Origin of the sequence: Geodermatophilus saharensis (genome assembly GCF_900188205.1) — a bacterium.
In the GTDB taxonomy this organism is placed as follows: domain Bacteria; phylum Actinomycetota; class Actinomycetes; order Mycobacteriales; family Geodermatophilaceae; genus Geodermatophilus; species Geodermatophilus saharensis.
Genome location: NZ_FZOH01000007.1, coordinates 127,429 through 147,158, shown reverse-complemented (window position 1 = coordinate 147,158; position 19,730 = coordinate 127,429). Strand labels below are relative to the sequence as shown.

22 protein-coding genes are annotated in these 19,730 nt (G+C 76.3%); 11 read left to right on the top strand and 11 right to left on the bottom strand.

Annotation, left to right across the window (positions count from 1 at the left end):
- Window positions 1-2: 2 nt before the first annotated feature.
- The 6 genes from CHC04_RS17175 (at window position 3) to CHC04_RS17145 (ending at window position 4,982) form a co-directional block, all read left to right on the top strand.
- A complete protein-coding gene (locus CHC04_RS17175) occupies window positions 3-437 on the top strand; it encodes a MarR family winged helix-turn-helix transcriptional regulator (protein ID WP_089405160.1) in 435 nt (144 codons plus the stop codon).
- Window positions 434-1,717, top strand: coding sequence for an MFS transporter (locus CHC04_RS17170; RefSeq protein WP_089405159.1), 1,284 nt, complete (start codon window positions 434-436; stop codon window positions 1,715-1,717). Before CHC04_RS17175 ends, CHC04_RS17170 begins: the two co-directional genes overlap by 4 nt.
- Before the next feature lie 90 nt (window positions 1,718-1,807).
- A complete protein-coding gene (locus CHC04_RS17165; RefSeq protein ID WP_089405158.1) occupies window positions 1,808-2,215 on the top strand; it encodes a hypothetical protein in 408 nt (135 codons plus the stop codon).
- 32 nt (window positions 2,216-2,247) lie between these two features.
- On the top strand, window positions 2,248-2,802 hold the full coding sequence (thpR, locus tag CHC04_RS17160) for an RNA 2',3'-cyclic phosphodiesterase (RefSeq protein ID WP_245817359.1): 555 nt from the start codon (window positions 2,248-2,250) through the stop codon (window positions 2,800-2,802).
- Between the two features lie 828 nt (window positions 2,803-3,630).
- On the top strand, window positions 3,631-4,050 hold the full coding sequence (locus CHC04_RS24295) for a hypothetical protein (protein WP_089405156.1): 420 nt from the start codon (window positions 3,631-3,633) through the stop codon (window positions 4,048-4,050).
- Complete coding sequence (locus tag CHC04_RS17145) at window positions 4,047-4,982, top strand: hypothetical protein (RefSeq protein WP_089405155.1); 936 nt, start codon at window positions 4,047-4,049, stop codon at window positions 4,980-4,982. The genes CHC04_RS24295 and CHC04_RS17145 overlap by 4 nt, the downstream gene beginning before the upstream one ends.
- 36 nt (window positions 4,983-5,018) lie before the next feature.
- Here the strand turns inward: CHC04_RS17145 and CHC04_RS17140 are convergent, their stop codons facing one another.
- Window positions 5,019-5,987, bottom strand: a complete 969-nt coding sequence (locus CHC04_RS17140; RefSeq protein WP_089405154.1) for an aldo/keto reductase — start codon at window positions 5,985-5,987, stop codon at window positions 5,019-5,021.
- Between the two features lie 28 nt (window positions 5,988-6,015).
- Between CHC04_RS17140 and CHC04_RS17135 the strand changes: the two genes are divergently transcribed.
- Window positions 6,016-6,828, top strand: coding sequence for a thioesterase family protein (locus CHC04_RS17135; RefSeq protein ID WP_089405153.1), 813 nt, complete (start codon window positions 6,016-6,018; stop codon window positions 6,826-6,828).
- Here CHC04_RS17135 and CHC04_RS17130 read toward each other — a convergent pair.
- The 5 genes from CHC04_RS17130 to CHC04_RS17110 form a co-directional block, all read right to left on the bottom strand.
- Window positions 6,825-7,385 (bottom strand): TetR/AcrR family transcriptional regulator, encoded by a 561-nt coding sequence (locus tag CHC04_RS17130; RefSeq protein WP_089405152.1) that lies wholly within the window; start codon window positions 7,383-7,385, stop codon window positions 6,825-6,827. The two genes, CHC04_RS17135 and CHC04_RS17130, sit on opposite strands and share 4 nt — an antisense overlap.
- Window positions 7,386-7,438: 53 nt before the next feature.
- The gene (locus CHC04_RS17125) at window positions 7,439-8,200 is read right to left on the bottom strand and encodes an ABC transporter permease (protein ID WP_217897424.1); all 762 of its coding nucleotides are present in this window, start codon (window positions 8,198-8,200) and stop codon (window positions 7,439-7,441) included.
- Window positions 8,197-8,919, bottom strand: coding sequence for an ABC transporter ATP-binding protein (locus CHC04_RS17120; protein WP_089405151.1), 723 nt, complete (start codon window positions 8,917-8,919; stop codon window positions 8,197-8,199). The genes CHC04_RS17125 and CHC04_RS17120 overlap by 4 nt, the downstream gene beginning before the upstream one ends.
- Before the next feature lie 97 nt (window positions 8,920-9,016).
- Window positions 9,017-10,051 carry a hypothetical protein gene (locus CHC04_RS17115; RefSeq protein WP_089405150.1) on the bottom strand — a complete coding sequence of 345 codons (1,035 nt, stop codon included), beginning with the start codon at window positions 10,049-10,051 and terminating at the stop codon, window positions 9,017-9,019.
- Window positions 10,052-11,005, bottom strand: a complete 954-nt coding sequence (locus tag CHC04_RS17110; protein ID WP_089405279.1) for an NAD(P)/FAD-dependent oxidoreductase — start codon at window positions 11,003-11,005, stop codon at window positions 10,052-10,054.
- Between the two features lie 65 nt (window positions 11,006-11,070).
- Here CHC04_RS17110 and CHC04_RS17105 point away from each other — a divergent pair, with 65 nt between their 5' ends.
- Window positions 11,071-11,871 carry a TrmH family RNA methyltransferase gene (locus CHC04_RS17105; RefSeq protein ID WP_089405149.1) on the top strand — a complete coding sequence of 267 codons (801 nt, stop codon included), beginning with the start codon at window positions 11,071-11,073 and terminating at the stop codon, window positions 11,869-11,871.
- 69 nt (window positions 11,872-11,940) lie between these two features.
- Here the strand turns inward: CHC04_RS17105 and CHC04_RS17100 are convergent, their stop codons facing one another.
- Entirely contained in the window at window positions 11,941-12,417 is a 477-nt protein-coding gene (locus CHC04_RS17100) for a YflT domain-containing protein (RefSeq protein WP_089405148.1), read from the bottom strand.
- 104 nt (window positions 12,418-12,521) lie between these two features.
- Window positions 12,522-13,451 (bottom strand): septation protein SepH, encoded by a 930-nt coding sequence (gene sepH / locus CHC04_RS17095; protein WP_245817406.1) that lies wholly within the window; start codon window positions 13,449-13,451, stop codon window positions 12,522-12,524.
- Between the two features lie 177 nt (window positions 13,452-13,628).
- On the opposite strand from sepH, the gene CHC04_RS17090 reads away from it, so the two are divergent.
- Window positions 13,629-14,882 (top strand): osmoprotectant NAGGN system M42 family peptidase, encoded by a 1,254-nt coding sequence (locus CHC04_RS17090; RefSeq protein WP_089405146.1) that lies wholly within the window; start codon window positions 13,629-13,631, stop codon window positions 14,880-14,882.
- On the opposite strand, the gene serC is transcribed toward CHC04_RS17090, so the two are convergent.
- Together serC and CHC04_RS17080 are read right to left on the bottom strand one after the other, a co-directional pair.
- Complete coding sequence (serC, locus tag CHC04_RS17085; protein WP_089405145.1) at window positions 14,879-15,994, bottom strand: phosphoserine transaminase; 1,116 nt, start codon at window positions 15,992-15,994, stop codon at window positions 14,879-14,881. The two genes, CHC04_RS17090 and serC, sit on opposite strands and share 4 nt — an antisense overlap.
- A gap of 101 nt (window positions 15,995-16,095) precedes the next feature.
- A complete protein-coding gene (locus CHC04_RS17080; protein ID WP_245817356.1) occupies window positions 16,096-17,268 on the bottom strand; it encodes a citrate synthase 2 in 1,173 nt (390 codons plus the stop codon).
- A gap of 115 nt (window positions 17,269-17,383) precedes the next feature.
- Here CHC04_RS17080 and pdxH point away from each other — a divergent pair, with 115 nt between their 5' ends.
- Together pdxH and CHC04_RS17070 are read left to right on the top strand one after the other, a co-directional pair.
- Window positions 17,384-18,031: a pyridoxamine 5'-phosphate oxidase gene (gene pdxH, locus CHC04_RS17075; RefSeq protein ID WP_217897422.1), complete on the top strand. Its 648-nt coding sequence runs from the start codon at window positions 17,384-17,386 to the stop codon at window positions 18,029-18,031.
- The gene (locus CHC04_RS17070) at window positions 18,028-19,299 is read left to right on the top strand and encodes an MFS transporter (protein ID WP_245817354.1); all 1,272 of its coding nucleotides are present in this window, start codon (window positions 18,028-18,030) and stop codon (window positions 19,297-19,299) included. The genes pdxH and CHC04_RS17070 overlap by 4 nt, the downstream gene beginning before the upstream one ends.
- Here CHC04_RS17070 and CHC04_RS17065 read toward each other — a convergent pair.
- Window positions 19,284-19,727: an organic hydroperoxide resistance protein gene (locus CHC04_RS17065; RefSeq protein ID WP_089405143.1), complete on the bottom strand. Its 444-nt coding sequence runs from the start codon at window positions 19,725-19,727 to the stop codon at window positions 19,284-19,286. The genes CHC04_RS17070 and CHC04_RS17065 overlap by 16 nt on opposite strands.
- Window positions 19,728-19,730: the final 3 nt, after the last annotated feature.

Here is a 19,730-nt window from a genome sequence, read left to right as displayed (position 1 = left end):
GCGTGACGAGGTCGACGCTGGACACCGCGGCGCTGGCCCACGACCTGCGGCTGGCCGTCATGCGGTTCTCCCGGCGGCTGCGCAACCAGCGGGTCGACACCTCCGTCACGCTCACCCACCTCGCCGCGCTGTCCACGCTCAAGCGGCACGGCCCGATGAGCCCGGGCGAGCTGGCCGCGCACGAGCGGGTCCAGCCGCCGTCGATGACCCGCGTCGTCGTCGCCCTGGAGGGCCGGGGGCTGGTCACCCGCACCCCGCACCCCACCGACGGCCGGCAGGTGGTCATCGGCCTCACCGACGCCGCCGAGGAGTTGCTCGGCGAGGAGGCCCGGGCCCGCGAGGCGTGGCTGTCGGGCCGGCTGCACTCGCTGACGCCGGAGAAGCGGGCCACCCTGCGCGAGGCCGCCGCGATCATGGAGGAGCTCGCCGGTGGGTGACGTCCACGGCTGCTGACCCGACCCCCGCGGGCCACGGCTCGTTCCGGTCCCTGCGGGTGCACAACTTCCGGCTCTACGCGTCGGCCAACCTGGTCAGCCTGACCGGGACCTGGATGCAGCGCATCGGCCAGGACTGGCTGGTGCTGCAGCTCTCCGGCGACAGCGGCGTGGCCCTCGGCGTGGTGACGGCGCTGCAGTTCGGGCCGACGCTGGTGCTGAGCCTCTACGGCGGGGTCCTGGCCGACCGCTACGACAAGCGCCGCGTCCTGGTGGTCACCCAGGCGCTGATGGGTCTGCTCGCGCTCGTGCTCGCCGCGCTCGTGGCCGCCGACGCGATCGCGCTGTGGCACGTGCTCGTGCTGGCCGCGGGCCTGGGCTCGGTGTCGGCCGTCGACGCCCCGGTGCGCCAGGCGTTCGTCCCCGAGATGGTCGGCCGCGACCTGCTGCCCAACGCCGTCGGGCTGAACTCGACCATCTTCAACGGCGCCCGGCTGGTCGGGCCGGCGCTCGCCGGCCTGCTCATCGGCGCCTCCGGCGGGGACACCGCGCCGGCGTTCGCCCTCAACGCCGCCACGTTCGCGTTCACCATCGCTGCGCTGCTGGCCATGCGGCCGGCCGAGCTGCGCCCCAGCGACCCGGTGGCGCGCGGCCGCGGCCAGCTGCGCGAGGGCCTGGCCTACACCTGGGGCCGGGCCGACCTTCGCCTGGCGATGGTCCTGGCCTTCGTCATCGGGACCTTCGGGTTCAACTTCCAGGTGACGATCGCGCTCATGGCCCGCGAGGTGCTCGACCTCGGCGCCGAGGGGTTCGGGCTGCTGTCGACGCTGTTCGCGGTCGGCTCGCTGACCGGCGCGCTGCTGTCCACCCGCCGCAGCGCCCGCCCGCGGCAGCGCTTCCTGCTCGTCTCCGCGGTGGTGTTCGGCCTGCTCACCGTGGCCTGCGGGCTGGTGCCGGGCTCCTGGCCCTTCGCCGTCCTGCTGGTGCCCACCGGCGCGGCCGCCCTGGTGTTCAGCGTGGCCAACAACAGCTTCGTGCAGCTCGGCGCCGACCCGCAGATGAGGGGGCGGGTGATGGCGCTGTACTTCACCTGCTTCCTCGGCGGCACCCCGCTCGGCGCGCCGCTCATCGGCTGGGTGTCCGAGCACCTCGGCGCACGCTGGGGGCTGGTCCTCGGCGGCGCGGTGGTCGCGCTCGCCGGGGCGGCGGCGGCGCTGGCGGTGGCCCGCGGGCGGCGGGTTCGGGCGGCGGCCCTGGCCCGGCGGGTGCCGGCCGCGACCTGAGCTGCGACGTGAGCTGCGACGTGGCGGACGGCGCCGCGCCGTCGTACCGTCGCGGCCACCCGACGCGGCCACCGTCTCACCGGAGTGACGATGACCTCCGCCCTGCTCCAGCTCGCCGGCATCACCGCGATGCTCGTCGGCGCCTTCGCCCTGATGGGCCTGGCCTTCCGCCTGTTCTCCGGGCAGTTCCTGTCCGACCTGCGGGCCCGCCGCAGGGCGCGGGAGCGCCACGTCCCCCCGGCGCCGGTGCACCGGCCGGTCGAGGCGGTCGCCGCCGACCTGCGCCGGCTGGCCCGGCAGCTCGAGGTGGTCCCGGCCGGCTCCCCGCAGGCGCGCCGGCTCGGCTTCCAGGCCGCCTACGACGACGTGCTGTGCGAGGCGGCCCGGCAGTTCGACGTCCCGACGACGCTCACCGGGTTGCCGCCGGGCTTCCCCCGTGACGTCGAGCGGCTGCGGGTGCAGTCGGCACTGTCCGACGCCGGCATGGTCGTGCGCTGAGCGGGTCGGCTCCGCTGCGGCTGTTCGTGGCGGTGACCCCGCCACCGGAGGCCCGCGACTCCCTCGCCGCCGCCCTGGCGCCGCTGCGCGACGCCCCCGGCGCCCCGCGCTGGGGCGACCCCGCCCGCTGGCACCTGACGCTGCTGTTCCTCGGCGCGGTGCCGCCCGACCTGCTGCCCGCCCTGACCGCGGGGGTCGGCGAGGCGGTCGCCCCGACCCCGCCGGCGGTGCTGCGGCTGGCCGGCGCGGGGCGCTTCGGCTCCCGGCGCCGGCCGCAGGTGTGCTGGGCCGGCGTCGACGGCGACGTCGCCGTGCTCGCCGTGCTCGCCGCGCTCGCCGGCCGGCTGGCCGCCGCGGCGCGCGGGCTGGGACTGCCGGTCGAGGACCGGCCCTTCCGCCCGCACCTCACCCTGGGCCGGTGGCACCCGCGCCGGCCCGCCGACGGCGACCTGCCCGAGCGGCTGGCCGGCTACCGCGGACCGCAGTGGCCGCTGCGCGAGGTGACGATGGTCCGCAGCACCGGCGGTCGGCACGAGGTGCTCGAGAGTTTCCCGGTCTCCACGCGTGATCCGTCGGAGCGGCCCTGAAGCGGGTCCGCGTCACCGCCGCGTCACCGCCCGCGTCACCACCGCGTCACCGCAGGCGTACGGAGTGTTGCGCTCGACCCGGGCGGGTCCCTAGCGTCGTCCCACTCACAACACGTCACGGCCTCGGCCGCGAGAAGCGCGGCAGCCGAGACCGAGGATCCGCACGCCCGGGGCGTCGGCGACCACGCCGGTGCCCGACCGGGGTGCGGCGGCCACGGCCGGGGTGATCGCATGTCGAGGTTGCGCACGAGCGTGGTGTCCGGGATCGCGGCGGTGCTGGTCGTCGCCGGCTGCGGCGGTGGAGGGGACGGGGACACGCGGGCCGCACCTGCGTCCACGACGTCGGTCGAGCCGGCTCCCCCAGGGGGGACGACCGGGCCGTCGTCCGCACCACCGACGGGACCGTCGAGCGCACCCGGCTCCCCGGCGCCCTCGACCGGACCGTCGTCCGCACCACCGACGGGACCGTCGGGCGGGCCCGGCTCCCCGGCGCCCTCAGGAGGTGCGTCACCGGAGGGGCCGGACTCCCCGGCACCCGAGGCCCCGGCGGACCCACCGTCCGCACCGGGTCCTCCGGCACCGACCCCCTCCGCGGACCCGTCGAGCGCGCCGCAGCCACCGGCGTCCCCGCCGAGCACGCAGGACCACCCTCCGCCACCCCCGCCACCCCCGCCTCCGCCACCTCCGCCGCCTCCGCCGCCTCCGCCGCCTCCGCCTCCGCCTCCGCCTCCCGAGCCCCCACCGGAGCCAGGAGGGCCGCAGCCTCCGCCCGAGCAGCCGGGGCCGGAGGCACCGGAGCCGCCGGCACCTGCTCGGCCCACCGTCGACATGCCGAGACTGCCGATCGGCGGCGACGGCGAGGTGCCGGCCGACGTCGGGGCGACGGGCTGCGTCGAGATCAACTTCAGGACCGAGGAGCAGGTCTTCCCGCAGGGAGGGCGCGTCGTCGTCGAGGGCGTCGCCGTCACCGGGGCGGACCACGTCCGGGCCGGTGGGTCAGCGTGCGCGGACCGGGACACGGTGTCGTGCACGGGGTTCGTCTTCGAGGACGGCAGCGAGAGCTGCGGCGTCGACGTCGAGGTCCTGACGGGAGCCGTGGTGGGGGAGACGGGGGACATCGAGCTGTCCGGTCACCTGGACTGCTCGTCGGCCGGCGACCTGGACTCCTGCCTGGCGGTCGGCGCAGCGCTCAACGAGGACCCCCCGACGGGATCGGTCACCGTGATCGAGCCCGTACAGCCGGGATGACCGCGCCGCCCCCCGACCCGGCGACGTCCCTCGACCGGCTCGGCCAGGTCGCGGGATCGGTCGCGCAGGTCGTCGCGCCGCTCAGCGTCCTGACCGCGCTGCTCTTCTACTTCGGCTACGCCTCCTCGCGGGCGCGGTACCTGTACTTCGGCGTCGACGTCGACACGATCGGCCTGAGCACGCAGGACTACGTCATGCGCAGCCCCGAGCCGCTGCTGACCCCGCTGCTGGTCCTGGCACTGCTCGCCGTCGTCGTCGCGGTCGTCCACGAGCGGGTCCACCGCCGGGTGCAGGCCGCACTGGCGGACGCGAAGAGCGCCGACCCGAAGGTGGCCGCGGCCGGGCGCGACCGCCTGGAGCGGGGGAGCCGGGGAGCGCGGGCCGTCGTCGCCACGGGAGACGCCCTCGTCGTCGTCGGCGTGCTGCTCCTCCTCGCCTTCCCGCTCTGGGGCGGCTGGGCGTACTACACCCTCGTGACCCCGCTGCTGATGGCGGCCGGCGCCGGACTCGCGCTCTACGGGAGGCGGATCGCGCGGTCGCTCGAGTCGGCGCAGCAGAGGTCGGCCCTGGTCACCGTCGTCCTCTCGGTGCTCCTGGTGATCAGCGTGTTCTGGGCGACGGCGACCTTCGCGGAGTGGTCCGGCCGGGGTGCGGCGCGCGAGGCGGCGCGGCACCTCGACCGCCTCCCGGCCGTCATCCTCGACACCACCGAGCGGCTGCACCTGACCTCCCCCGGGGTCCGTGAGACGACGCTGGAGGCGAACGAGGGGCAGACGTTCCGCTACCGCTACCGCGACCTGCGGTTGCTGATCCAGGGCGAGGACCGGGTGTTCCTGGTGCCCGAGACGTGGGACGCCAGCGACTCCACCCTGCTCGTGATCATGGACGACTCGGTGCGTCTGCAGTTCCGCTTCCTCAACGACCCCCCGTGACGGAGGTCGGGCGGCACGCCGCCCGGGCGGGGCCGCTCACCACGCGTACTCCATCGGCGCGGCCCGGAACCCGGGGAAGACCTCGTCGAGCCGGTTGAGCTGGGGCTGCTCGAGAGTGACGTCCAGGGCCGCGAGCGAGCCCTCGAACTGCGCCATCGTGCGCGGCCCGACGATCGGTGCGGTGACGCCGTCCTGGTGCAGCAGCCAGGCCAGCCCGACGTCGGCCGGCGCCAGCCCCCACTCGCGGCAGGCGTCCTCGTAGGCCTGCAGGGCCGGGCGGTGCCGCTCGACGCGCGCGCGGTTGCGCTCCTGGTGCCGGCGGTCGCCCTCCTGCTCGCCGAGCACGCCGGCGAGCAGTCCCTGCGCGAGCGGGCTCCACGGGATGACGCCGATGCCGTAGTGCCGGGCGGCGGGCAGCACCTCCAACTCCACGTGCCGGGTGAGCAGGTTGTAGTGCGACTGCTCGCTGACCAGGCCGAGGAAGTGCCGGCGGGCGGCGGCCTCGTTGGCCGCGGCGAGCTGCCAGGCGGCGTGGTTGGAGGAGCCGACGTAGAGCACCTTGCCCTGGGCGACGAGCGTCTCGCAGGCCTGCCAGATCTCCTCCCACGGCGTGGCCAGGTCGACGTGGTGGAACTGGTAGAGGTCGATCCAGTCGGTCTGCATCCGGCGCAGCGAGGCCTCACACGCGCGCACGACGTTGCGGGCGGACAGGAAGGTGTCGTTGGGCCAGTCGCTCATCGAGCCGTAGACCTTCGTGGCCAGCACGGTGCGCTCGCGGCGGCCGTCGCCCTGCGCGAACCAGGTGCCCAGCACCTCCTCGGTGCGGCCCTTGCCGGCCTCGAAGCCGTAGACGTTGGCGGTGTCGAAGAAGTTGACCCCGGCGTCGTGCGCCCGGTCCATGATCGCGTGGGCGTCGGCCTCCGCCGTCCGCCAGCCGAAGTTCATGGTGCCGAGGCAGAGGCGCGAGACGGACAGGCCGCTGCGTCCGAGGTGTGTGTACTCCACGTCCACCGACCCTGGCACCCTGGCGGCCGTGCCGCAGACCGACACCGCCCAGTCCGCCTTCGACCGGGCCACCGCCGTCACCCGCACCGAGGGCGGCGGCCTCCGCGCCGAGCTGGACCCGGGGTGGGACGTCGGCAACGGCGTCCTCAACGGCGGGTACCTGCTCGCCGTCGTCGCCCGGGCGGCGCTGCTGGACAGCCCGCACCCGCACCCGGTGGCGCTGTCGGCGAGCTACCTGCGCGCCACCCCCGGCGGCCCGGCCGACCTCACCGTCACGCCCGGCCCGGCCGGCCGGACGCTGGCACACCGCACCGTCCTGCTCAGCGGCGCGGCCGGGCCCTCGCTCGCCGTCCAGGTGACCACGGCGGCCCTGTCGGCCGACCCGGCCGACTACACGGTCAACCCGGCGCCGCAGCCGCCCGCCCCCGACGCGTGCGTGCCGACCCGGACGAGCGAGGCCGGGCCGGCCGTGGGCCTCGCCCGGCAGCTGGACACCCGGCTGGACCCCGCGACGGCGGGCTGGGTCGCCGGCCGGCCCTCCGACACGCGGCTGCTGCGGGCCTGGATCCGGCTCGCCGACGGCCGCGACCCCGACCCGCTCGCGCTGCTGCTGTTCGCCGACGCGCTGCCGCCGACCGCGTTCGCCGTCGGCCGGCCGGGCTGGGCGCCGACCGTGCAGCTGCAGGTGCTGGTGCGCGCGCTGCCCGCGCCGGGCTGGTGCCTGGTCGAGTCCCGCTCCACCGAGGTGACCGGCGGGTGGTCGGACGAGGAGTGCCGCATCTGGGACTCCACCGGCCGGCTGGTCGCCCAGGCCCGGCAGCTCGCCCGGGTGGCGCGCTAGTCGCGCCGGCCGGGGAGGAGGACGTCGCCGGTCAGGTAGTGCTGCACGGTCGGGCCGACCGCCGCGACCACCTCCTCGCGGGGCGCCGACGCGAGCGGCTCCAGCTTGAGCACGTAGCGCATGAGGACCAGACCGGCGACCTGCGAGGCGACCAGCGCGCCGCGCGCCTCGCGCTCCTCGCGCGGCACGTCCAGCGAGCCCACCACCCGGCGGATGATCTTCGTCAGCACGAACTCGCGGAGCAGCCGCGCCGACCGCTCGTGGTTGACCGCCGAGCGGACCAGCGCCAGGACGGCCGACCGGCCGGGGCCGTCCCAGACCCGCAGGACCATCCCCACGACGGCGGCGCCGCGCTGGTCCGGCGGCGCGGCGAGCACCTCGGGCAGGAACTCGTCGGGGTCCCCCGGCGCCTCCACCGCCGCCAGGAACAGCCCCTCCTTGGTGCCGAAGTAGTGGTGCACCAGCGCCGGGTCGACGCCCGCGGCGGTGGCGATCCCGCGGATCGAGGCGCCGTCGTAGCCGCGCTCGGCGAAGGCGGCGCGGGCCGCAGCCAGCACCGCCTCCCGGGTGTCCGGGTTGCCCGGCCGCCGGCCGGGTCGCCGTACAGCGCTCAGCTGGTCCTCCTCCGCAGGGTGCCCGCCGCCAGCGCGAGGGCGAGGACGGCCGCGCCGGCCACGATGCCGACGTCCCGCCACATCGTGCCCGTCTCCGCGGCCGACCGCCCGACCTCCTGCAGGGCCTCCACCGCGTAGGTCAGCGGGAGCACGTCGCTGATCGCCTGCAGCCAGCCGGGCATCTGCCCGCGGGGCACGAGGAGGCCGCAGAGGAAGAACTGCGGCAGCACGACCACCGGCATGAACTGCACGGCCTGGAACTCGCTGCGGGCGAAGGCGCTGGCCAGCAGGCCGAGGGCGACCCCGAGGACGGCGTTGGCGACGGCGATGAGCACCACCAGCAGCGGCGACCCGGCGATGTCGAGGTCGTAGAGGGTGGTGGCCACCGTGACCGTGACGACCGCCTGCACCGCCGCGGCCAGGCCGAACGCGGCGCCGTAGCCCAGCAGCAGGTCCAGCCGGGACAGCGGGGTGGTCAGCAGCCGCTCGAGCGTGCCCGACGTGCGCTCGCGCAGCATCGCGATGCTGGTGACCAGGAACATCACCACGAACGGGAAGACGCCGAGCATGGTCAGCCCGACCCCGTCGAACGGGGACACCGGCAGGTCGACCCACAGCAGGTACAGCAGCCCCAGCAGCAGGCTCGGCAGCAGCACCATCAGCGCGATCGTGCGGCGGTCGTGCCGCAGCTGCCGCAGCACCCGGGCGGTGGTCGCCGCGGTGAGCCGCGGGCTCAGGACGGCGGTCGTGGCACTCATGCCGCCACCTCCTGCTGCGCCCGCACCAGGCGGAGGAAGGACTCCTCGAGGTCGTCGGTGCCCGACTCGGCCCGCAGCTGCGCGGGCGTGGAGTCGGCCAGCAGCCGGCCCTCCCGGAGCAGCAGCAGCCGGTCGCAGCGGCCGGCCTCGTCCATCACGTGGCTGGAGACGACCAGCGTGGTGCCGGCCGCGGCGAGGGCGTGGAAGCGCTCCCACAGCTCCACCCGCAGCAGCGGGTCCAGCCCCACGGTGGGCTCGTCGAGCACGAGCAGCTCGGGCTCCCCGACCAGCGCGCAGGCCAGCGACGCCCGGCCCTGCTGGCCGCCGGAGAGGTCGCGGACCAACTGCCCGGCGGCGTCGGCCAGCCCGACGGCGGCCAGCGCGTCGTCGGCGGCGCGGGTGCCCCGGCCGTAGAGCGCGGCGAAGTGGCGGGCGTTCTCCCGCACGGTGAGGTCGGGGTAGACGCTCGGCGCCTGGGTGACGTAGCCGACCCGGTGGCGCAGGCCGGGGGAGCCGGCCGGCTCGCCGAGCACGGTGACCGTGCCCGAGCGCACCCGCTGCACGCCGACCAGGGCGCGCATCAGCGTCGTCTTCCCGCTGCCGCTGGGGCCGAGCAGGCCGGTGACCCGGCCGGCCGGGACGGTGCAGGACAGGTCGTGGAGCACCCTGCGGTGCCCGCGTTCCACGACGAGGTCGGTGACGGTGACGGCGTCGGTCATGTCGGCCTCCCGAGTGGCGAGAACTCAACACCTGATGAAGTCAACGCTAGATGAGTTCTGTGGGCGGCGTCAACGCCCGGCCTCGCGGGGGAGGGGATCAGCCGCGGCGGCGGGAGACGGCGTCGGTCAGCGCGATGAGCGCCGGCGGGAGGACGCACCACAGGGCCAGCACCCACACGGCCCGGGCCACGCCGTCGCCGTCGAGGTAGGCCAGGCCGCGCAGCGCCCGCACGGCCACGCCGGGCGGCAGCACCGACGCCAGCGGCTCGAGCCAGCCCGGCAGGTACTCGGCGGGGAGGCTGCCGGTGCTCGTGGCGGCGCCGACGGTCAGCAGCACCGCGGTGGCCACGAAGGTGCCGGCCCCGCCGAGCAGCCGCAGGGCGAGCGCGGCCGCCGCGCCGGAGGCCAGGGCCAGCAGGGCGACGATCCCGGCCACCGGCCAGAACCCCGCGGGCAGGGCCTCGAACACGGGAACCGCCAGCCAGGCGCCGAGCAGGCCCGCCGTGGCGGCGAACAGGACGGCGCTGGCCAGCCGCAGCCGCAGCCGTTGCTTCGGGGCGACCTGGTAGCTGGTGATGCCGAACAGGAAGCCGCCGAGGACCACGCCGAAGGCGGTGTGGTCGATCGCGCGGCCCCGCAGGTCACCGGCGGCCAGTGGCGCGACGTCCGTGACGGTGGGCTGCGCGCCGGTCCGCCCGGCGACCACCGGGCCGAGGACCGCGGTGAGGTCCTGCGTCACCGGCTGGCCGTGCGCCCCGGCGACGAGCAGCTGCGGGCCGGGCGGCCCGAGCACCAGCGCCGCGTAGACGTCGCCGGAGGTGACCGCGCGCTCGGCGGCGGCCGCTTCGGGCAGCCCGACCAGCCGCAGCGCACCCGGCCGCGCCTCCTCGACCGCCTGCCGCACCGCCGCGACGTCGGCGGAGGAGCCGGTGACGCCCACCGGCAGGTCGTGCGGCGTCGCGGTGGGGAAGGCGGCCAGGTAGACGACGACCAGCAGCGTGCCGATCCCGACGGCCACGGCCGCCGGCAGGACGATGCCGCGCAGCCCCGCCTTGGCCGGCGAGCCGTCGGAGCGCTCCTCCTCGGCCCGCTGGTCGGTGGGTCCCGGCGGCGGGGCCAGCCCGGCGGGCACTCAGCGCCCGCCCAGCTCGGTGCCGAGCAGGTGCCCGGAGGTCCAGGCGCTCTCGACCTTCGACGGCGCCCGCCACCCGTCGCCGCACGCGCCGACCCCGTCGACCAGGCCGAACGGCTCCTCCCGGGGCGCCGCCGGCTTGGCGAATGTCCAGCGGTGCACGTGCGTCCAGGCCGGCGCGGCGTCGATGCCGAGCGCCCGGCACACCGCGGTGGTCACCTCCGGGGCGGCCCGGCCGGGGTCGTCTAGGTGTGCCGCGGCGGTGGCCGGCGTGGTGTGGGCGACGAGGACGGGGGCGCCGTCGCCGCGCCGGTCGCCGTCGTCGGCGATCCACTCGACCACCGGGTCGTCGTGGACGAACGCGCCGTGCAGCTCGGCCGGCCAGTGCCGCCGGTCGAACCCCAGGACGACGGCGAGGGCGGGCTGCCAGGGGTGCGCCTCCTCCGCCCCGAGCAGCCGGCCGGCCAGGTCGGCCGGCAGCAGCCGGCGGGCCTGCGGGTCGGGCAGCGCCAGGACGACGGCGGGCGCCTCCTCGCCGTCGACCCGCGGGCCGGGCTCCACCCGCGCCACGGTGTGCTCCTGCACGACGTCGAGGCCGGCGGCGAGGTCGGCGACCAGCGAGCACAGCCCGCCCGGTGCGGCGTAGCGGACCGGGCCGCTGCGGGTCTCGCGGACCCCGTCGGGCCCGGCGACGGCGAAGGTGTCGGTCCACGGCCGGGCCAGGCCGCGGTGGACCCAGCCGGCGACGACGTCGGCGAACGGCGACCCGCCGGCGGCGGTCAGGTAGCTGGCGCCGGTGTCGATGACCCGCCCGGACAGCGTGCGGGTGGCCATGCGGCCCCCGGGGCGGCGCCCGCGGTCGAGGACGCGCACCGGCACCCCGGCCTCCCCGAGCGCCCGGGCGCAGGCCACGCCGGCGATGCCGGCTCCGACGACGACGATCCCGTTGGGCACCACTGGATCCTGCGGGCAGCGCGGCCCCGCCGCTCGGGGAGGACCGGCTCGGGGAGGATCGCGACGTGCCCGAGCCGATTGCCGACCCCGCCGACCCCCGGGTCGCCGACTTCCGCGACCTGCACGCCGGCGACCGGCCGGCCGGTCGGGCGCGCGGCACCGGCCCGGTGATCGTCGAGGGCGTGCCCGCGGTGCAGCGGCTGCTCGCCTCGCCGTACCGGGTGCGGGCGGTGCTCGGCGTCCCCGGCCGGCTGGCCGCGCTCGACCTGCCCGGCGACGTGCCGGCCTACGAGATGGACGAGTGGGCACTGTCGGACCTCATCGGCTTCCGGCTCACCCGCGGTGTGCTGGCCTCGGCCGACCGGCGCCCGCCGGCGGACGTCGGCGCGCTGCTGGCCGGCCCCGATCCGGCCGCGCCCCGGCGGCTGGCGGTGCTCGAGGCGCTCAACGACGCCGAGAACCTCGGCTCGATCGCCCGCTCGGCCGTGGCCCTCGGCGTCGACGGGCTGCTGCTCGACCCGCGCTGCGCCGACCCGCTCTACCGCCGGGCGGTGCGGGTGTCGATGGGGCACGTGCTCGCGCTGCCCTTCGCCGTGCTGCCCGGCTGGCCCGGCGACCTCGACCGGTTGCACGACGCCGGCTACCTCACCGTGGCGCTCACCCCGGCACCGGACGCCGTGGACCTCGGTGACGTCGACCCGCGGGCGCACCCGCGCACCGCGGTGCTGCTCGGCGCCGAGGGGCCGGGCCTCACGCCGGAGGCGCAGGCCGCCGCGCGGGTGCGGGCCCGCATCCCCATGCGGGCCGGCGTCGACTCCCTCGGCGTCGCCGCCGCGGCGGCCGTCGCCTTCGCCACGCTGCGGTGAGGTGCTGGGACGGCCCTCCTGCAGGGACCCGTCCCGAGCGGAGCGAGGGGCGGGGGGCAGGAGGGTCCTTCACCCGTTGCGCAGCGACCAGCGGGCGAGGATGGCGCGGGCCTCCTCGGCGCGGGAGGGGTCGCACATGACGTCGTAGCGGCTGGCGGTGATCTGCGAGGTGCTGGTGAAGTCGCGCCGCCCGCCGGTGGCCCCGTACCCCACGGCGCCGAACAGCGCGCCGAACGCCAGGCCGATGAGCAGGCCGGTGAGCACCGCGCTGAGCCAGCTCGTCCCGCTGGGGGCGAAGATGCCGAGCAGCAGGCCGACGAACAGGCCCCACCAGGCACCGCCCGCGGCCCCGGCGCCGATCGCGCGGCCCCACGTCAGCCGGCCGGTGACCCGCTCGACCATCCGCAGGTCCGAGCCGATGATCGTGACGTTCTCCACCGGGAACTTCTCGTCGGACAGGTGGTCGACCGCGGCCTGCGCCTGCTGGTAGGTGTCGTAGGACCCCACCTGGACCCCGCCCAGGGGCATCGACACGGACATCGACATGTGGCTCCACTCCCGCACTCGTTCGGTTGTGGACGACGTACCCGTGGCCCCCCGGACGGACACGTCGGTCCGGTGGGGCGAGCCTACTGCTCGGTGGCCGGCACTCAGTGGTTGCGGCGGACCCCGAAGACGATGTCCTCCCACGCCGGGACGCGGGCCCGCGGGTCCTCGTCCTCGCCGTCGGTCTCGCCGGTCCGCAGCACGACCGTGTCGTGCTCGGCGATCTCGTCGTCGGTGAGCTCCGCGGCGTCGGTGCGCCGCTCGGCCGGCGGGCCGGCGGGGGAGTGGTCGGCGGGCCCGGGGCCGCGGTCGGCGGCCGACCGCTCGGGCGCGGGGCGCTCGGGGACGGGGCGCTCGGCGACGGGGCGCTCGGGGACGGGGCGCTCGGGGACGGCGGCCGCGCGGTGCACCGGCAGCACCGGGCGCTCGGCGGGCACCCCGGGGACGACGCGGACCAGCCGGGTGCCCTCGGCGAAGTCGCGGGTGGCGGCGTCCAGCGGGGCCACCGTGCGGGCCGGGACGTCGTAGACCCAGTGCGTGGTGCCCTCCTTGGCGCCGGCGCGCCAGGCGGCGGTGACCACCCAGGCGCCGTCGTCGGAGCGGGCGGCGTCCCAGCGGACGGCGTCGAGGTCGGCGCCGAGCAGCCGCAGCCGCTCGGCCATGAACTGCTGCAGCGGGGCTCCGGGGACGCCCTCCGACAGGCGCACCCGTGCCTCGCGGGCCTGCTCGGCCAGCCGGGCGCGCTCCTGCAGCACCGTGTGCGCGAAGCGCATGATCCGCTCGACCCGGGTGCCCGAGGCCGCCGCGACCTGCTCGGGGGTCTCCCCGGCGCGGATGCGGGCCTGGATCACCCGCGGCGAGAGCCCGCCGTCGACCTCCATCTGGCCCAGCCGGCGGGTGTCCCCGCGGGCCGCGGCGCGCACCCGGTCGTCGATCGGCAGCTCGAAGCGCTCGCCGTCGTCGGTCCCGTCGCCGCCGTCGAGGGCGAGCACCAGGTTCCGGCCGTCCTCGGACAGGCCCACGAGGCGCAGCATGCGCACGGGAGACCTCCTCGGGCGGGCGGTGGGCGGGGCCCGGGGTACACCGGAGCCACGGGCGAGGCTATCCGCGGACGGGCCCGCGCGCTGGCAGGCCACCCGGCGTGGCGGACGCCGGCGCCCCCCGGCCGCGCGCCGCGGCCGGTCCCCGCACCGGCCCTAGACTCGGCGTCCATGCTGACCGGTCCCCGCGACGACGCCGGCCTCGTCCGCGACGAGACCCGCAACGACGCCGAGCCCAACGAGCGCTTCCTGCCCTCGCCGGTCGACGCCGGCCAGAAGCGGCTGCCGATCGACATGGACTACGTCGAGCGCGTGATGATGGAGCTGCTCACCATCCCCAGCCCGTCCGGGCGCACCGACCACGTCATGCAGCTCATCGGCGGCGAGCTGCGCGACCTCGGCCTGCACTTCGAGGTCACCCGCCGCGGCGCGCTCGTGGCCGAGCTGCCCAGCCAGTCACCCGGCGCCGACCGCACGGTGGTCGTGCACGCCGACACGATCGGCTGCATGGTCAGCCAGCTCAAGGACAACGGCCGGCTGGCGATCGTGCCGGTCGGCACGCACAGCGCCCGCTTCGCCGAGGGCGCCCGGGTGACGATCTTCAGCGACGACGTCTCCGGCGACTACTGGCACACCGGCACCATCCTGCCGATCAAGGCCAGCGGGCACCGCTACGGCGACGAGGTCGACGAGCAGGGCGTGGGCTGGGACCACGTGGAGGTCCGCGTCGACGAGGTGGTGCACAGCCGGGCCGACCTCGAGCGCCGCGGCATCCAGGTCGGCGACTTCGTCGCCATCGACGCCCAGCCGGTCATCACCGCCAGCGGGTTCGTCAACTCCCGCCACCTCGACGACAAGGCCGGCATCGCCGCCGCGCTCGGCGCCTTCAAGGCGATCCTCGACCACGGCGTCGAGGTGCCGGTCACCGCGCACCTGCTCGTGACCATCGCCGAGGAGGTGGGCCTGGGCGCCAGCCATGGCCTCGACGCCGACGTCGCCGAGCTGGTCTCGATCGACACGTCGGTGGTCGCACCCGGGCAGTCGTCGTCCGAGCACTGCGTCAACGTCGCGATGCAGGACTCGACCGGCCCGTTCGACTACCACCTGACCCGCCACCTGATCGACCTGTGCCGGGTCCACGACGTGCCGCACCGCCGCGACGTCTACAAGTACTACCGCTCCGACGCCGCCTCGGCGCTGGAGGCCGGGGCCAACACCCGCGCCGCGCTCATCGGGTTCGGCATCGACGGCAGCCACGGCAACGAGCGCACCCACCTCGACGGCATCCGCGCCACCGCCGAGCTGGTCGCGCTCTACCTGCAGACCGATCTCACGTTCCGCAGCTGGGACCGCACGCCCACCGGTGACCTGCGCGACTTCCCGAGCACCGCCGTCCAGCCCGCCGACGGCGAGCAGGCCCGCTAGAGGCGCTCGACGACGTAGTCGATGCAGGCGGTCAGCGCGCTGACGTCGTCGGGGTCGACGGCGGGGAACATCCCCACGCGCAGCTGGTTGCGGCCGAGCTTGCGGTAGGGCTCGACGTCGACGACGCCGTTGGCCCGCAGCGTCCTCGCCACGGCCGCGGCGTCGACCGACCCGTCGACGTCGATCGTGCCGACAACCAGGCTGCGCTGGCCGGGCTCGGCGACGAACGGCGTCGCGTACGGGGACTTCTCCGCCCAGCCGTAGAGCCGGCCCGAGGACTCCTGGCTGCGGGCGACGGCGCCGGGGAGCCCGCCGAGGCCGAGCATCCAGCGGACCTGGTCGGCCAGCAGGAACAGCGTGGCGATCGCCGGGGTGTTGTGGGTCTGGTCCCTGGTGGAGTTGTCGACGGCGATCGACAGGTCGAGGAACGCGGGGATCCACCGGCCCGAGGCCTTGATCTCGGCGATGCGCGCCAGGGCGGCCGGGCTCACCAGCGCGATCCACAGCCCGCCGTCGGCGGCGAAGGACTTCTGCGGGGCGAAGTAGTAGGCGTCGGTCTGCGAGACGTCGACCGGCAGGCCGCCGGCACCGCTGGTGGCGTCGACGAGCACCAGCGCGCCGTCGTCGGCCCCGGCGGGGCGGACCACCGGCGCCATCACGCCGGTGGAGGTCTCGTTGTGCGCCCAGGCGTAGGCGTCGACTCCCGGCCGGGCCTCGGGCAGCGCCAGCGAGCCCGGCGCCGCGGTCACCACCACCGGGTCGGCGAGGAACGGCGCCTCCGCCACGCCGGAGGCGAACTTGGCCGAGAACTCGCCGTAGGTGCCGTGCGCGCTGCGCTCGCGGATCAGGCCGAGGGTCGCGGCGTCCCAGAAGGCGGTGCTGCCGCCGTTGCCGAGCACCACCTCGTAGCCCTCGGGCAGGCCGAACAGCTCGGTGAGCCCCTCGCGCACCTGCCGGACCAGTCCCCTGACCGGCGCCTGCCGGTGGGAGGTCCCCATGAGCGCCGCGCCGTCGGAGGCCAGCGCCTGCAGCGCCTCGGGGCGGACCTTCGACGGGCCGCAGCCGAACCGGCCGTCGGCGGGGAGCAGGTCGGCGGGGATCTGGATGGTCACCAGGTCATCTTCCCCGCGGCCGGCCGGCGCCCGGGGACGGGGGCGCACCGACGACGACGGCCCGGGTCCGCGCGGTGGCGGGCCCGGGCCGTCGCTGCGCGTCAGGCCGGTGTCGGCTGGTCGACGGACTTGACCTGGATGGTGTCGAAGCCCTCGACCTCCTCGGGCTTGCGCGCCGCGGGGCCCACGTAGCGGGCCGACGGGCGCACGAGGCGGCCGGTCTGCTTCTGCTCGAGGATGTGCGCGCACCAGCCGGCGGTGCGGGCGCAGGTGAACATCGAGGTGAACATGTGGCTGGGCACCTCGGCGAAGTCGAGGACGATCGCCGCCCAGAACTCCACGTTGGTCTCGATCGGCCGGTCGGGACGGCGCTCGCGCAGCTCCTTGAGCGCGGCGTTCTCCAGCGCCAGCGCGGCCTCGAAGCGCGGGGCGCCGAGCTCCTTGGCGGCCTTGCGCAGCGTGCGGGCGCGGGGGTCCTCGGCCCGGTAGACCCGGTGCCCGAAGCCCATCAGCCGCTCCTTGCGGTCGAGCAGGTCCTTGACGTACTTCTCCGCGTCGCCGGCCTGCTCGACGCCGTCGAGCATGTGCAGCACCCGGGAGGGGGCGCCGCCGTGCAGCGGGCCGGACATGGCGCCGATCGCGCCCGACATCGCCGCGGCGACGTCGGCGCCGGTGGAGGCGATGACGCGGGCGGTGAAGGTGGAGGCGTTCATGCCGTGCTCGGCGGCCGACGTCCAGTAGGCGTCGACGGCGGCCACGTGGCGGGGGTCGGGCTCGCCGCGCCAGCGGACCATGAACCGCTCGACGATGGTGGAGGCCTCGTCGATGCGGCTCTGCGGCACCGCCGGGACGCCGATGCCGCGCGCGGACTGGGCGACGTAGGACAGCGCCATGACCGCGGCGCGGGCCAGCTGGTCGCGCGCCTCGTCGTCGCTGATGTCCAGCAGCGGGCGGTATCCCCAGAACGGGGCGAGCATCGCCAGCGCGGCCTGCACGTCGACCCGGACGTCACCGCTGTGCACCGGGATCGGGAACGGCTCGGCCGGGGGCAGGCCGGGGCCGAACTTGCCGTCGACCAGCAGCGCCCACACGTTGCCGAAGGTGATCTTGCCGACCAGGTCCTCGATGTCGACCCCGCGGTAGCGCAGGGACCCGCCGTCCTTGTCGGGCTCGGCGATCGTGGTCTCGAAGGCGATGACGCCCTCCAGGCCGGGTACGAAGTCGTCGGCCATCTCGCACGCCTCTCTGCTGCGGACCTCGTGCGCACCGGTCATGCCGCACGACTGCACCGCGACACTAGGCCCCGGCCGGCCCCGCCCTCCACGGGGGGCTGCCGCCCAGCGGGAGCCGTCCGGCGCCCGCCCGGCGGGGCGGTGTCAGCATGGCGGGGTGGCCGACCTCTCCCGCATGCGCAGGGACTACGACCGCCCCGGACTGCGCGAGGAGGACCTCGCGCCGAGCTGGGTCGAGCAGTTCGACCGGTGGTTCCGCGACGTCGTCGCCGCCGACGTCCCCGACCCCAACGCGGTCGTCGTGGCCACCGCCGACGCCGACGGCGCGCCCGACGCGCGCATCGTGCTGCTCAAGGGCTACGACGAGGCCGGCTTCGTGTTCGGCACCAGCTACGCCTCGACCAAGGGCGCCCAGCTGGCGGCCAACCCGCGCGCGGCGCTGGTCTTCCCCTGGCACGCCCTGCAGCGGCAGGTGCGGGTGACCGGCCGGGTCGAGCGGATCGGCGAGGCCGCCTCCGACGACCTGTGGGACCCCCGCCCGCGCGAGGCGCAGCTGGCCGCCGTCGCCTCCGTGCAGTCCACCGTCGTCGACTCCCGGGAGGAGCTCGAGGCGCGGGTGCGGCTGCTCGACGAGGAGACGACGACGGAGAAGCTGCCCCGGCCGCCGGTGTGGGGCGGCTACCGGGTGGTCCCCGAGCGGGTCGAGTTCTGGCAGGGCGGCCCGGGCCGGCTGCACGACCGGCTGCGGTTCGTCCGCGACGACGAGGAGGGCGGCGGCTGGGTGCTCCAGCGGCTCGCCCCGTGACGGCGGCGCCCCGCCGGTCCTGGGCGATCGACACCACGCCGCTGCGCGACCCCGGCTACCGGCGGCTGTTCTGGGGCGTGGCGGCCACCATGCTCGGCCAGCAGATGACGCTGGTCGCCGTCCCGTACCAGGTCTACGCGCTCACCGGCTCCTCCCTGCTGGTGGGCGTCACCTCCGTCGTCGCGCTCGTGCCGCTCGTGGTCTTCGGGCTGCTGGGTGGCGCCATCGCCGACGCCATGGACCGCCGTCGGCTGATGCTGGTCACCGGGGCCGGCTCGGCGGTGACCAGCGCGCTGCTCGCGGTGCAGGCGCTGCTGCCCGGCGGGGGGAACCTGTGGCTGCTGTGGGCGCTGGTCGCGGCCGTCTCCGGCTTCACCGCGGTCAACCAGCCCACCCGCAGCGCGGTGATCCCCGCGCTGGTCGGCCCCGAGGGGGTGCCCGCGGCCAACGCGCTGGCGATGACGGTGCGCCAGGTCGGCGTCATCGCCGGGCCGCTGCTGGCCGGGGTGCTCATCGGCCTCGGCGACCTCTTCCTCGCCTACGCGGTCGACGCCCTCGGCTTCGGAATCGCGGTCCTGCTGCTGCGCGGGCTGCCGCCGCTGCCCCCCGCGGGCGTCACCGGGCCGCTGCGCCTGGGCGCCGCGCTGCGCGGGGTGGGGGAGGGGTTCACGTTCCTGCGCACCCAGCCGGTGCTGCTCATGACCTTCGTCGTCGACGTGGTCGCGATGCTGTTCGCCTGGCCGCAGGCGGTGTTCCCCGAGCTGTCGGAGGGCCGGTACGCGGGGTCGCCCAACGCGCTGGGCTGGCTGTTCGCCGGTGTCTCGATCGGCGCGCTGCTCATGGGCCTGACGTCGGGGTGGGTGTCGCGGGTCGACCGGCAGGGCGCGGTCGTGCTCGCCGCCATCGTCGTGTGGGGCGTGGCGATCGTCGGGTTCGGGCTGGCACCGACCCTGTGGCTGGCCGTGCTCTGCCTGGCCGTCGCCGGCGCCGGGGACATGGTCAGCGCGGTGCTGCGCTCCTCCATGCTGCAGACGGCGGCGCCCGACGACATGCGGGGCCGGATGCAGGGCGTGTTCCTGGTCGTCGTCGCGGGCGGCCCGCGGCTGGGCGACCTGCGCGCCGGGGCGGTGGCCAGCGCGGCCGGCGTCGGCGTGGCGATGGTGTCCGGGGGCGTCGTCGTGGTGGTGGCGATGGCCGTCGTCGCCCTGGTGGTGCCCTCCTTCCTGCACTTCCGGGCCTCGCGGGCGGTCGCTCAGCCGCCCGGCTGACCCTCCGCGACGTGCAGGCCGACCTCGACGTTGCCCAGGGTGGCCCGCGAGTAGGGGCAGACGGTGTGGGTGCGCTCCATCAGCGCCCGCGCCTGCCCGGCGTCGAGGGCGGGCAGGTGGCCGGTGAGGTCGACGGCGAGACCGAAGTCGCCGGGCTCCCCGCGCAGGAAGTGCACCCGGGCGGTGACCGAGGAGCCCGCCAGCGCCGCCGGGGACAGGCCCAGCGGCCCCAGCGAGAAGCGCATGGCGCTGTGGAAGCAGGCGGCGTACCCGGCGGCGAACAGCTGCTCGGGGTTGGTGCCCGGGCCGCCGTCGCCGCCCATCTCGGCCGGCCGGGACAGCGCCACGGCCAGCCGTCCGTCGGAGGAGGCGACCTCCCCGGTGCGGGCGCCGGTGGCGGTGGCCTCGGCGGTGTAGAGCCGGTCCACGGC

Excerpts from the sequence above, each read along its gene's own strand:
- CHC04_RS17080 (WP_245817356.1), bottom strand. The coding sequence starts at position 17,268 with ATGACCGGTGCGCACGAGGTCCGCAGCAGAGAGGCGTGCGAGATGGCC.
- CHC04_RS17120 (WP_089405151.1), bottom strand. The coding sequence starts at position 8,919 with ATGACCGACGCCGTCACCGTCACCGACCTCGTCGTGGAACGCGGGCAC.
- CHC04_RS17090 (WP_089405146.1), top strand. The coding sequence starts at position 13,629 with ATGCTGACCGGTCCCCGCGACGACGCCGGCCTCGTCCGCGACGAGACC.
- CHC04_RS17145 (WP_089405155.1), top strand. The coding sequence starts at position 4,047 with ATGACCGCGCCGCCCCCCGACCCGGCGACGTCCCTCGACCGGCTCGGC.
- CHC04_RS17125 (WP_217897424.1), bottom strand. The coding sequence starts at position 8,200 with ATGAGTGCCACGACCGCCGTCCTGAGCCCGCGGCTCACCGCGGCGACC.
- CHC04_RS17165 (WP_089405158.1), top strand. The coding sequence starts at position 1,808 with ATGACCTCCGCCCTGCTCCAGCTCGCCGGCATCACCGCGATGCTCGTC.
- sepH (WP_245817406.1), bottom strand. The coding sequence starts at position 13,451 with ATGCTGCGCCTCGTGGGCCTGTCCGAGGACGGCCGGAACCTGGTGCTC.
- CHC04_RS24295 (WP_089405156.1), top strand. The coding sequence starts at position 3,631 with ATGCCGAGACTGCCGATCGGCGGCGACGGCGAGGTGCCGGCCGACGTC.
- CHC04_RS17100 (WP_089405148.1), bottom strand. The coding sequence starts at position 12,417 with ATGTCGATGTCCGTGTCGATGCCCCTGGGCGGGGTCCAGGTGGGGTCC.